Annotated in this window: 9 protein-coding genes and 1 tRNA gene; 1 reads left to right on the forward strand and 9 read right to left on the reverse strand. The window is 39.0% G+C overall.

The genetic code is table 11. From position 1 onward, the window contains the following. Positions 1-203 precede the first annotated feature (203 nt). The 5 genes from PVK62_RS00395 to PVK62_RS00415 form a co-directional block, all read right to left on the reverse strand. Positions 204-1,256, reverse strand: coding sequence for a DUF4056 domain-containing protein (locus tag PVK62_RS00395; RefSeq protein ID WP_274442628.1), 1,053 nt, complete (start codon positions 1,254-1,256; stop codon positions 204-206). Between the two features lie 11 nt (positions 1,257-1,267). After that, a complete protein-coding gene (locus PVK62_RS00400) occupies positions 1,268-2,002 on the reverse strand; it encodes a BamA/TamA family outer membrane protein (protein ID WP_274442629.1) in 735 nt (244 codons plus the stop codon). Then, positions 1,936-2,238 (reverse strand): hypothetical protein, encoded by a 303-nt coding sequence (locus PVK62_RS00405; protein WP_274442630.1) that lies wholly within the window; start codon positions 2,236-2,238, stop codon positions 1,936-1,938. Before PVK62_RS00405 ends, PVK62_RS00400 begins: the two co-directional genes overlap by 67 nt. A gap of 155 nt (positions 2,239-2,393) precedes the next feature. After that, positions 2,394-3,269, reverse strand: coding sequence for a TonB-dependent receptor (locus PVK62_RS00410; RefSeq protein ID WP_274442631.1), 876 nt, complete (start codon positions 3,267-3,269; stop codon positions 2,394-2,396). Between the two features lie 306 nt (positions 3,270-3,575). After that, positions 3,576-4,835 carry a DEAD/DEAH box helicase gene (locus tag PVK62_RS00415; protein WP_274442632.1) on the reverse strand — a complete coding sequence of 420 codons (1,260 nt, stop codon included), beginning with the start codon at positions 4,833-4,835 and terminating at the stop codon, positions 3,576-3,578. A gap of 464 nt (positions 4,836-5,299) precedes the next feature. On the opposite strand from PVK62_RS00415, the gene PVK62_RS00420 reads away from it, so the two are divergent. Beyond that, a tRNA-Ser gene (locus PVK62_RS00420) sits at positions 5,300-5,390 on the forward strand. Between the two features lie 107 nt (positions 5,391-5,497). Here the strand turns inward: PVK62_RS00420 and PVK62_RS00425 are convergent. The 4 genes from PVK62_RS00425 to PVK62_RS00440 all read right to left on the reverse strand — a co-directional run bounded on the left by PVK62_RS00425 (position 5,498) and on the right by PVK62_RS00440 (position 12,525). Continuing rightward, entirely contained in the window at positions 5,498-6,763 is a 1,266-nt protein-coding gene (locus tag PVK62_RS00425; protein ID WP_274442633.1) for a mechanosensitive ion channel family protein, read from the reverse strand. A 421-nt stretch (positions 6,764-7,184) separates the two neighbouring features. Next, positions 7,185-10,451 carry a M66 family metalloprotease gene (locus PVK62_RS00430; protein WP_274442634.1) on the reverse strand — a complete coding sequence of 1,089 codons (3,267 nt, stop codon included), beginning with the start codon at positions 10,449-10,451 and terminating at the stop codon, positions 7,185-7,187. Between the two features lie 220 nt (positions 10,452-10,671). Then, positions 10,672-12,060, reverse strand: a complete 1,389-nt coding sequence (locus tag PVK62_RS00435; protein WP_274442635.1) for a fructose-specific PTS transporter subunit EIIC — start codon at positions 12,058-12,060, stop codon at positions 10,672-10,674. Between the two features lie 33 nt (positions 12,061-12,093). Then, complete coding sequence (locus tag PVK62_RS00440) at positions 12,094-12,525, reverse strand: PTS sugar transporter subunit IIA (protein WP_274442636.1); 432 nt, start codon at positions 12,523-12,525, stop codon at positions 12,094-12,096. Positions 12,526-12,706 lie beyond the last annotated feature (181 nt).

The raw sequence follows: 12,706 nt of genomic DNA on the forward strand, positions 1-12,706 counted from the left end.
GTGTAAGCCTGCTAAAAGGGTTTAGGTCTGAAAAATACGCAACTGTGCCAAAAGTAGAAAATAGAAAATAGAAAATAGAAAATAGAAAATAGAAAATAGAAAATAGAAAAGCATAATTTGTAATATATAAAAAGCCCCGAATAAAACGGTAATCATAACGTTCCTACTCGGGGCTTTTTATTTACAATAGTTTTAGTACATCACTATTTTAGTTTTAGTAATTCTTTGTCGTCTTGCGCTTTAGCAAAATCAGAAATTGCCTGGAAATCATTCGGTGTCCAATAAGGTTTATTTTTTAACCTATCAGGCAGCGCGGTAAAATTTTTATCATTTTCATTTGGCATAAGTTTGAATGTAGCCAAAGCTTCATATTCAGTTGAAACACTCTCTTTTACCTCATCTTTAAAGCCATTTGGTTCTAAATCAGTTCCTAGGTGATATTCTCTATAAATCACGACCCACTTATTTGGTAAGCGTTTAGAGCTATCCCACCACACACCATCCATTTTCTTGATCTGTGCTTTTGACTCTTCCTTAGTTCCGACGCCTAATTCAATAAACTTGGCTTCTATTGCTTTAGTCATCGCCTTAGAAAAATCTTTCTTATTTAATTGTGGATTGGCAGTAATAACATCACTCGCAAGCAATGCTCCTAACATATTTGAATACAGATCTTCTGGTGAAAAAGCAGAAGCATACTCTTTAAAGCCGCCAACCGATTCCATTCCAAACCACTGCGCTATCTCATGCCACTGAGCAAATCGATAAGCGGTTAAGGCTGCCAATTCAGTACTGATTTTCTGACGCTCAGCTTCTGAGTAAACTTCTGAGCTAACATGCAATTGAACAACACGCTCTTTCAATTCTGGTGACAGTATAACCTGATGCTCTGTCCCTAGATGAGTATAAAACTCTCCATAGAGATAATAAGTAAAGTCGGCAGTATCTCGAATATGGGCAGAATCTAAGAAGCCACCTTTTTCAGAATAAAAAATGCCATTACTTTCATCACCAAAACCCATCAAACTTCTTGCGACACTTTGACTGCCATCATTGTATATATGCTCACCGAGATTATCGATATTCAATACATTTTCAACAGAGAGAAAAGGAATAGGGATCCCCCCTACTTCGGTTTGTAAATTAGTCCCAAATGCACAACACGGTCTTACACCAACAGGTGCATCAGCGAAAACAGAAAATGAGCAGCCAAAAATTAGGCTACTCACCACCATGAATAGATTTTTTTTATTCATATGTACCTCTTTTAGAACGCTTCATTTATTTGAAAGTAGACAGCTTGACTGTTTTTTCCTAAACCATAATCCAGCCGTACATTAACTCTTGGCTTGAAAGCAAACCGATAACCGATACCATAAGTGGGCAGCCATTGGCTATGAAGTAATTCTTGATGACTGTCAGCAACATTGCCACCACCAACCCATGCAACCATTCCATGCCGTAGATTAAACTGATGGCGAAGCTCCACTTGAGAAGACAATTGGCTATTATCTCGATACTGCCCTGAGTAATAACCTCTCATTCGTTTATCACTGCCTAACGCTGACAGCGCAAACCAAGGAATATCACCTTGAACGTCTTGTGCATAGACTTCCCAAGCAAAAACCGTATCAGACGTCATTTTGTAGTATTGCCGATAGTTAAGCGTCACTTCATCAAAATCAAAATCTGAACCAAATTCAGTACGATAGGCATTCCAGTTAATACTGAATAACATTCCTGCATAGGCGTTTAGTTCAAAATCACGACTGTCATATTCAACACTAACCGTCGCTGCACTTAAAAAAGTATTTTCCAGATCTCTCGGTGTTAATACCTCAGTATCTGACGAAAGCTTACGATAACTCTCTATATCAGCACCAAAAAGAAAATAGGTATTAGGTAAAAATTGATACGCTACTTTTGGAGTAAAGCCTAAGATTTGTGCTTCAACGAGGGTCTTATTACTGTCAAATTCCGCAGCCTGTTTACCGATACCCAATAGTATTCAGGGGTATGACTTGCTTTTGCTTGAACCAATAAACGTAAATCATCATTTTCAAAATAAGTTCGGTTATTAACACCAATCCCATAAGATCCAGACGTTGACCCATAACCCGTAATACTAATAGTAGATAAGGGGGCGCTATCTGGAGTCTCCAATGGGGAATAAAGGCCAACAGCAGCAACACCGATACCAAAGCCTTGCTCAGGATTAGCAAAAGGCCCTGGAAGCACAGCCCAGTCAATCCCTTTACTGACATCAATATCTTCTGATGAGCCAAGCTCCTCTAAAAAAGTATCAACCCAGCTTTGTGCCCCTCTTTTGCAGAGAGTGAAAATGTGCAGCAGCTTAATAACACTGCTGTCGATGCGCTTAATAGCTTCATGATTTAAAATCGCATATCAACGGTTAAGAAAAGGCTTTTACGATCACCAAAACCCGCTTCACCTAAAAGATATAAACGGTCATGGATCTTATATTGCATTCCTAATAATGGATTCCACGGTGTAACAAGGTGCTGTTCAACATGAAATCGACCATTGTCAATATATTTAGACAGTGCGCCTAAGCCTACATTATCTAAATTACCCGACAATGATTGCTCTACATCTTGATACATTGCCCCTACCCACAAGCGTAGTGGTGCTCCTAAACGCGTAAAGTCATAACCAATTCGCGGAGAAATAACAATAGAGCTGATCGCACCATCAATGACATTTAAATCGGTTTTTGTATAACTCGCATCAACTAGAGTAAATACGTCTTTATAGCCACCAGCAAGAACAAAGCCTGCGCCATAGAGTGTGCCATTTAAGTCCAAACGAAATGATGTTCTACCTAATGGTAGATTTCCTTTTGGGCCTTTAAGACTTATTTTAATATCAGTTTCTGAATAACCTTTAAGAGAACCAACAATGCCGTATAAATTTAAAAAGGGAAAAAGCCACATATCCCCTCGTAATGTCAGTACTTCACTCATTTGTGTGCCATTGCCAACCGATTGTATATCGACAATATCACCGATCTGGTGAGGTGGATTCCAAGGAAATAAAGCAGGTATCGAACCATCAAACCCAATACTATCTACAGAGATATCCTGAGTTTGTTTCATATAGCTAATATTTAATCCAAATGCTTCAGGTAAATCATAGCCTCGTGCTTCCGCTTCCTCTTTCCAAATGGGTAGCGTAAAAGATTCAGCGAATAAAGAAGATGAGTAAGATAAAAATAGCAGGCAAAGTACAGAAAGTGCTCTTTGCGTCATAAATTCTCCAGAACTGAAGGAAAACAACCCAAAAGTGGCTTCAGTTTTTTTCGGAATCATACGCCTCATATTTATAGTTTCAACTCAATTTTACACAGTTTTACAAACAGTTCGATATAGCCTGAATATAAGAATATTCACTTTAAATTTGACTTATCTCTCATTTTAACCGTTCTTGCAGTACAAATATTACTCAAATATGCATAAATAAAGAACAAAAAACAAGTATCAAATAAAAAAATACCCCGTAATTATCATGTAAATAATTACGGGGTATTTATACATTTATTCAAAATAACGACATGGCTATTTTTTAAACTTTCCGCGATTTGAATGAATTTTCATTTTTGCTTTCATTTTTCTTTTATCCGCAGAACGACCACGACTTTGACGTGAATGGTCTTCTTTTACTACTCGAGCATTTGGATCAGGTTCGTATCCTTTTAACCATTCTTGCGGTAAACGAGTGTCAAGCAGGCTTTCAATCGCTTGCAATAAATACTCTTCATTTGAACTCATTAATGAAATAGCTTTACCTGTGCATCCTGCTCGGCCAGTACGTCCGATACGGTGAACATAATCTTCGGCTTTGAATGGTAATTCATAGTTAATCACGCATTCTAATTGCTCGATATCCAAACCACGAGCCGCAATATCCGTTGCAATTAACGCACGAACTTTACCTGTTTTAAACTCTTCTAGCGCACGTAAACGAGCACCTTGACTCTTGTCACCATTAATAGAGGCAGCTTTAATACCATCTTTTTTTAGCTCTTTAACTAACTCATCAGAGCCTTGTTTTGTTTTTGTAAACACAAGTACTTGTTGCCAGTTACGAGAACCAATCAAGTATGCTAATAGCTCACTTTTACGATGCTGATCGACAGGATAAACCATCTGTTCTACCGTATCAGCGGTACTGTTTGTTGGCGTAACTTGCACTTCTTTTGGTTTATGCAGCATATAGTAAGCGATTTCTCTGACTTTTTTGCTGAAGGTTGCTGAGAAAAATAGCGTTTGGTGCTCAGCAGGCATTTTGCGTAAGATCTTTTTAATGTCAGGAATAAAACCCATGTCTAGCATGCGGTCTGCTTCATCTAAGACTAAATAGCCCGCTTGGTTTAGCGTGATGGTATTAATATGCAAAAGATCCAATAGTCGTCCAGGAGTCGCGACTAAAATATCAGCGCCACCGACTAAATTGTCTTTCTGAACATTAATGCTCGTGCCGCCATAAGCAACAACCACTTTAATGTCGGTGTCTTTGGTGTAACTAACCAAGCTATCGAATACTTGCTGCGCCAATTCACGTGTCGGCGTTAAGATTAAACTACCAATAACTTTTGAGTTTTGAGTACGATGAATCGGATTTTCAATTAAACGTTGGATCAGCGGTAAACCAAAAGCGGCGGTTTTTCCTGTTCCGGTTTGCGCTCCGGCAAGTACATCATGTCCTTGTAATACGAGAGGAATCGCTTGTTCTTGAATTGGTGTTGCCTCTTTAAAACCCAATTCTGAAACAGTATTGAGTAACTGTTCCGTTAACCCTAATGACGCAAATGACATGATGAACCTTTAAATACGATAATTTTCGCCGATTGTAGCAAACCATTGTCATTATCCCTATTAGAAGTCATCATCATTTTAATTTTTTCTACGCCTTATTAAAGACAAAAAAGCCAGCAAGGCTATAGTTCAATGTGATTTGTAGCTTTAGCACATAAAGGACCCAAGCGGCCAACAATTAAAATAAAGATAAACACGTTTAAAACACAAGTAGATGAAATCGTTAACAAAAGATCGAATAGAAAATAAAATGTATATGAAAGCACTTGATATACACACGATATATTTTGTTTAACAGATGTATCAACATGTTTTATTGATGTTTTTTTAGCTAATGAAATGAAAGCAAATTCGAACAAAACATATAAAAACAAGAAGAATCGAGCAATAAAGGAACAAACAACCAATTTAAATACAATTAGGGGTTTACAAGAAAAGCCGTACCCCCTATTATACGCGGCATCGGAGGGATGGCTGAGTGGTCGAAAGCACCGGTCTTGAAAACCGGCAACCGTTAATAGCGGTTCTAGGGTTCAAATCCCTATCCCTCCACCACATTCTAAGCCCTAGCAGAAATGCTGGGGCTTTTTTGTATCTGAAATCTAAATAATTCTAGTTATGAACTGAGGCAATGATTATCACCACCTCAGCTATGTCGCACTCTATCCCTTAGATTTACCAATCATTGCAGCATCATGACCACTCAATGCTTGGTAAGGGCGTAAATCAAACAATGGCATAATGGAATAAATATGATCGAAGATATCCGCTTGTACTCCTTCATAAAAAACCCAATCCGTATTGTTGGTAAACGCATAGATTTGTAATGGTAAACCCTCAGGGGTTGGTTCTAGCTGACGCACCATGAACATCATATAAGAATGAATATCTTTATTAGTCCGTAAGTAAGCGGCTAAATAAGCGCGGAAAATACCTACGTTCGTCATTTGTCGAATGTTACCAGCCTGAGGAATATCATCTAATTCTTCATTAAATGTATTTATTTCTTTGGCTTTTTCAAATAAATACTCGCGTAAAATTCGAATACTCTTAAGTGATTCAATCTCTTCATCTGTCATAAAACGAATAGAGTTCACATCAATATTAACTGAACGCTTAATACGTCTACCGCCTGAATCAGACATTCCTTGCCAGTTAACAAAAGCATTTTGCACTAATGCATAAGCAGGCAGCATACTCACCGTATTATCAAAATTTCGTACTTTGACTGTCGTTAATGAAATCTCCTCAACGCTACCATTAGCCTTATAAGCATCCATTTCAATCCAATCATTTAAACTGATCATTTTATTAGCTGAAAGTTGAATACCAGCCACAAAACCTAAAATAGTATCTTTAAATACCAGCAGCACAAAACCCGTTGCAACCCCTAGCCCGCTCAAAAATATCACTGGTGATTCATTAGCAAGGATAGATATGGATACAACGATACCGATAAAGTAAGCAAATAACTTAATCAGCTGAACGAAGCTCTTAATTGGCATTCGACGGGTAATGCCTTTTGCTGTAGCCATATCATTAAGCGCATCAAGCAGTGCAAACAGCATGGAGATAAAAACAACTAAAATTGAAATACTTAATATTTTATCGGCTATCGTCGAAATAACAGTGTAATGACCAAGTGCAAGGGGAAAGAGTAAATTTAAAATTGTAATCGGTACTAGTAAGGTTAATTTTTCAAATACTTTATATTTTGTAAACCCTTCTAATAAAGGGATATTGGTCAGCTGAAGAACATTACTTATCGTTCGAACAATAATATGACGAGTGATTAAATAACCAATAAGCGCAACGCCAATAACAACAAGCACAAAAATACCTGTCAGCTCTAACCCGTAAGGGTCACTATTTATACCTAACGAGCTTAATTTTCCTGCAATATAGTTACGAATATGATGCTCTAACACGTAGCCATCCTTAATTTCTTAGGTTATTTCAAAAATGATAATAATTTTAGGCTTTTAGCTTGTTTCTACAAGTACTATTTTCAGTATAGATACTCTCAAGCCAAAAAATCTGAGATAAAAATATTAACCCACCAGAAGACCTCATGATTTTTGGGTTTACTCATAAGTATCTTCCTAGTCGTGGTATGGTAATCTTGTGTGGATTGCTCTCTGTTACTATTGGTTTATACTTCTTTTCCTACTTGATAATCCTGAGTTTTCATTATCATGATTAGGTATGTTTATTGGTCTACGAATGAAAAAACTGGTAAATAATTAATAATTTCCGATCAGTTATTGACCGTAGTTTAAAAAATGCCACTTACCTTTAGATAAGTGGCATTTTCAATGATTATCTTTTAACTAAATAATTTAATTAAAATTATAATTTATTCCATGCGTCTTGCCAGAATACGCTCACTGCAGGCTCGTAGTTAGGATTTGAACACCAACCAGAGTTAGGCCATGGCTTACATTGGTATAATTGCTCATCTTTACCCATTACGATGTCGCCTTCTTTATAGCTTGTTCCTGCTTGATAAAGTGGGTGCTCACCTGATGGTGGTGGCGTTGGTTCTGGATCTGGTGTTACAGGCTTATCAACTGAACAACCGCTGTCTGAGACTTTTTTCCAAACGCCCCATTCACCTGTTGTGCCAGGTTCTTCACCTTTTGTCCACCACCCCGCTTGCCATACTGCGCCATTGTGAGAAACAAGATCACCAGCAACATACGTTCCGTTCATTGTCCATGCATCTTCACAATTTTCCACTTCTGCAACTACCGTGATGTTACGGATAGCGGCCACGGTTTGACTCGCACTATCAATAACACGGTAAGTCAATGTGTAGATACCTGCAGTATGAACGTCTACGCTTCCTGATACTTGGATTTTAGATGAAATATCACCATCTTCTGCATCGGTTGCTGACACACCTGACATTGGATCAAACGCTGTACCTGCATCAATCGTTAGATCATTAACGCCCGTAAATACTGGTTTTTCACTTTGTACATCAATCTGGCGAGTGACAACTGATTCACTGCCTGCATTATCATACGCTTTATAAGTTAAGGTATAACGACCCGCCGTATTGGTATCAACAACACCCTCAACGATGATCGATGATGTCACATCACCATCATAGTCATCGGTCGCTTTTACACCTGTTAATGGCTCAAACTCAGTACCTTGAGCAAGAACCACATTATCGGCACCGATAATCTCAGGTGCAAAACCTGCTTCAGTAGTAATAATACTTACTTTTAGTGGTGCTTTTGGCGCTGCCAGTTCAATGCTATCTAATGTTTCGTCATTACACACTACATTCGCTTGATATGGTTTTAATGCGGTTTCAACGTTAACGTGGAAGCGGTTCATCTTACCAGCCATTAAACGACGGTTATGCAGATTATACGTTTTCACTCCCGCTTCTTGTGTCATCACTTCTAACTGACAAGAAGAAGGACTGAAGTTATCTTCATACACAGATCCATACGCACCGTGCAGTGCAGGGTAAATGTAGCTTGGCAATGTGTTTTCAGGATCGTAGTAACCCACAAGTGTTGTTACCGCTACGCCTTGTTTCGATGGTGTTAGTTCGACTTTCTTATTTAGAACATCGTTTTCAATCTCAACCCATTCACCATTAGTGTATTGGTAGGCAAACTTACTGCCCGTTGGTAATGAAATCGTTGTGCCATTTAGGTGTAAATAAGCGGTCCATCCTGCCCACGATTCAACAACCGCGATCTTACCTTCAAAGGCAATATCGTTAGTCAGATGAATATCTCTTGCCCAGTGACCATTACCCATATTGAAATGGATTAGGTTGTACGTTGCATAAAGCTCTTGAAGCTTAGTATCTTCTGCTCCAAACTCATGCAATGAATCGGCATCAGAGATAGTCGTTAACAGACGACCAAGATCATCATTCACACTATATGTCCATGGTGCCATGCTTTGTGTTTCATGATCCCATTTACTGTAGCCAGTTGATGAATTTAGATCAAAGTTTGCTTTTGATTCCATCGCATCTTGGAACACACTTGATTCATAAGGCGCTAAAAGCGTGTATGCATTTTGCGCAGGATATAATGGCCAACCACCAGACATGGTGCCCTTACCAAACATGTGACCTGCAAATGGTTCTGCACACCTACCTTCAGCACACATGCTTTGATTGTTAACTTCTCGTGTGAAGTTCGGTATGAATAGGTTCTTATTTGCATCCCATCCCCATGCAGAGTTACGCTCTGTTGAACGATTATGCACTGCACCGTTAAAGCCGCCTGGGTAGTGAGCGCCAACGCCAAATTCATGACCCACTTCATGGCTAAATTCGTTACCTGTTGAGTTAGCAACCGATGCAACACCCACGTAAGAACCTAACAATCCATGGTTAATTAAACCACCAGAATACTTGCCCACAGACATATTTACCGTCACTTGAACAGCATGGTATGGATTATCAATATTCCAAGCGGCAGCACTACGCACATTAGATGAGTTAACACCATAGTTTGCACTGTTAATGCCTGCAGACACTAGCTCACGAGCAACGCGGTAATGTGAATCACTGCCGTAATCATCCGCTTTACTTGGATCGTAATCTTGCAGTAAGCGGCCATCTGGTAGCATGATTTCAGGGAAGTGAATAGACTCATACGGGTTTACCGTGAGTTTACTTACTTGGATATTTTGGAAATATTGACGCTGTAATTCACGCTCTTTTGCGAATGAAAACGCATTGCGGGGCTCAGTTAATAAACCGATATCAACGGCATTGATAATAAAGTTAGTATTTGCACCAAGTTTAATATCCGTTAATAGGCCTTCTTGGCCTTCATTGGTAGAGAATGTTAAGGTTAAGCCCGGCTGCATAACTTCAGCAGGAAGTGCTACTGTGTACGCTTTATCGCTATAAGCAACCTTTTGGATGTCCATGTCGCCTTTACCATACCATTTGCCATCGACATTATGGTATGTCAGTGATGTTCCTTGGCTTAGCGTATCATTGCCAGTCGAGTATTGAATATATGAGTTGTAACCTGCGTGAGAAGAGAATGTCACCAATTTATCAGTAAATGCTTCCCCTTCAGGCAAGGTAAAGTGCTTCACCCAGTGATGATCTCTTAACTCAACATGAATAGTATCATGCTTGCTTAATAGCTCTCTAAAAGCAGGTTGACCTTCTTCATTTGCAATCAATGATATCTCATTGTAATGCGTAAGATGACGCTCAAATTGTTCTGGTTGAGTCGTATCTACCTCAAAATCCAGTTGGCTTGCAATTGCTGGTTGTTGTGTTGGTAATTGCATTACTGCTTGGTGTACAGTTTCACCTTGTGCATTTTTTGCAATAACCGTTATCGATTCATTCAATTCAACTTCATTCGCCAATGGTTCGAAAATAACCAATGTTTTACGTAATGATACTAAATGCGGGTGGCGATCATCTGGAATTTTATTCGTCGTTGGCAGTGTTAAACTCTGCGCTAAACTCACGCTACCAAGAAGGTTACCTTGTGTATCTGATCCAAGGTCTTTTTGATTGAAATAATTAATCTCGGTATTATTTTGAGCCGCAAACACAGATCCACTCGTCAACACGGTAGAAATTAAGCAGGCAATATATGTTTTTTTCATACAGTCCAAACAGTTAAGTTAAATTCGGACGAAATATATTTCAGTTTAAATTAATTGGTTATTTGCATGATTAAAAATTTGAACTAACACCACAAAATTACGCTTATTTATGTAGTAGTAAAAATACTCTAAACAAAAAAAGCCTCTTGGGGGATCAAGAGGCTTTTGATTAGGGATTTTTTATTCAAAAAAGATAGTTAATCTCTTCTGCTTTTTGTTATTAACCTTGAAGAAGCGTTAATGCATTTTTCATCGCTTCTTTCGTAGAGCATTCAACTTGACGAATGTTTGCAAAGCGGTCAGATTCTTTTACTGGAATATCATGAGCAAGAATGATGAACTTAGCGTTGGCTACATCTTTTGCTGTCAGTTTATTCACCAGACCGTTAGAGCCTTGAGTTTCAACTTTAATCTTGATACCAGCAGCCGCACCTGCTTTTTCTAGTGCTTTTGCTGCCATGAATGTGTGTGCTACACCTGAAGGACAACATGTAACCGCTAGAACATCGTACTCACCTTCACCAGCAACTGGTGCTGCTTGAGCTTGTACAGGTGCTACTACTGTTTCATCTTCTACAACCACGGGTTTCCAGAAGCCAACGATAAGTGCTGTTGTTAGTGAACCAAGCGCAATACCCACAACATACATAGGGATGTTGCTAGAGACAGGTGCTGTAATTAAGCCGCCCCAAGGTGCATGAAGTAATACGTCAGTCATGAAACCAAATACACAGCCAACCATACCGCCGATCACGATAGATGGAAGCACACGCATTGGGTCATTTGCTGCAAATGGGATAGCGCCTTCAGAGATACCAATTGAACCCATGATTGCTGCTGCTTTACCTGCTTCTTGCTCTTCTTTAGAGAATTTCTTCTTAAATAAGAAAGTTGCAAGCGCCATACCTAGTGGTGGAGTACAAATCGCGATACCAACACCACCCATTAACCATGGTTGTGTATTTACTTGTGTTTGAGCGAACAGCGTTGCTACTTTGTTGATTGGACCACCCATATCAAACGCCGTCATACCACCAAGTATTGCACCAAGAACCGCTTTAGAAGAACCTGCCATTGATGCTAAGAATTCGTTCATTGCAATCATGAATGAAGAGATAGCAGCACCTAGGCCCCACATTACGATACCAGCAGAAACTAGTGTACCAACGAGAGGGTAAATAAAGTAAACCCCTAATGCACTTAGATGCGCAGGAATAGGAAGCTTCTTAAGTTGAAGTACCACACCACCAGCAATAAAGCCTGCAACGATACAACCAAGGAAACCACCACCTAAATCAGCCATAATGCCTGATGCAATAAATGCTGGCGCTAGTGCAGGTTTGTCCGCAATTGAGTAACCAATAAAGCCACCCAAAATGATTGGGAAAAGTACAAGCCCCTTAATCGCGATAGTAGAAATATCCGCTAGAATACCCGTATCAGGAACTGCACCTTTTCCTGTAGCCATTACAGCAAGTGCTAATAACACCCCACCAGCAACGACAAAAGGAAGCATGTGGGAAGTACCGAACAACAAGTGTCCTTTTAATTTCGACAGTGTTTGTTTCCAATCACCAGATGGTTGAGTTGTTGCAGTCATCGTTGACATAAAAGTAATCCTAAAGTGAGTAATACTAAAAAGTTAGTTAATCAGTAAATCTAGAATGTCTTGCTCGGTCGTCGCTTTTTGCATATCTGCAATTAGGTCATCACCGAATTTTTCAAATAACGCTTGTAGTGCATAAATATGATGATCGCCGCTTTCTGGTGAGGCAATCATGAAGAATACCGTTGGTTGATCATCATCAGCACCGTATTCAATCGACGTTTTTGATACGCCAATCGCAATAGCTGGTTCAATAACCGCCGCATTTTTCGAGTGAGGATAGGCAATACCCATATCTGAAGTCACACACTGTGCTTCACGTTCATAAATACCCGCTAAAAAGTTTTCTTTGTTATTGATACGGTTATCTTTTAATAACATGTCAGCTAACTCAGAAAACACGCCATCTTTCGTTGTCGCTTCTAAATTAAGTTTAATTAAATTGGTATTTACTAGTGTGGTGATCATGATATTTCCCTTAATAATAATTATTACTTAATTCAAACTGCATTAAGTTGATGAGGGAATAATATGAATTAAAGCGGCATGTGGTAAGTTGACATTTAAAGCATTTACTGGATTTTTGTACCCACAAAATCAAAGTGTGATGACAGTAACAATTAGACAATATAAAAAAGCCGCTAACTCG

The organism is Aliivibrio sp. S3MY1 (genome assembly GCF_028765575.1).
In the GTDB taxonomy this organism is placed as follows: Bacteria; Pseudomonadota; Gammaproteobacteria; order Enterobacterales; family Vibrionaceae; genus Aliivibrio.